This is a genomic window from Leifsonia sp. HAY1-4F (assembly GCF_056755275.1).
Map to the genome: position 1 here is coordinate 1 of NZ_JBNDHX010000602.1, position 238 is coordinate 238.

The 238-nt window shown below is 70.2% G+C and carries 1 pseudogene; it reads left to right on the top strand.

Annotated features, from left to right (window positions below):
• A pseudogene (locus tag ACPYOG_RS20670) lies at positions 1-190 on the top strand (hypothetical protein); the annotation flags it as partial.
• Between the last annotated feature and the right edge of the window lie 48 nt (positions 191-238).

Below are 238 nucleotides of genomic sequence, written 5' to 3' on the forward strand. Positions count from 1 at the left end.
CCCCCCGTCCGGAAGCGCGCTGGAGTACTGGGTGTACCTCGTCTCGGCGGTGCTCCTGCCCCCCGCCGGTGTCGCGTGGGCGCTCATCGAGCGCAGCAGGTGGAGTACCGTCATCATGGGGATCGCGGCGCTCGCGGTCGCGGTCATGGTGTGGCGCATGCACGTGATCTGGACCGTCCAGCTCGCCTGAGCGCGCGGGCGGGGGCTCTCCGCCGCCTATCATTGACAGGTCATGTCC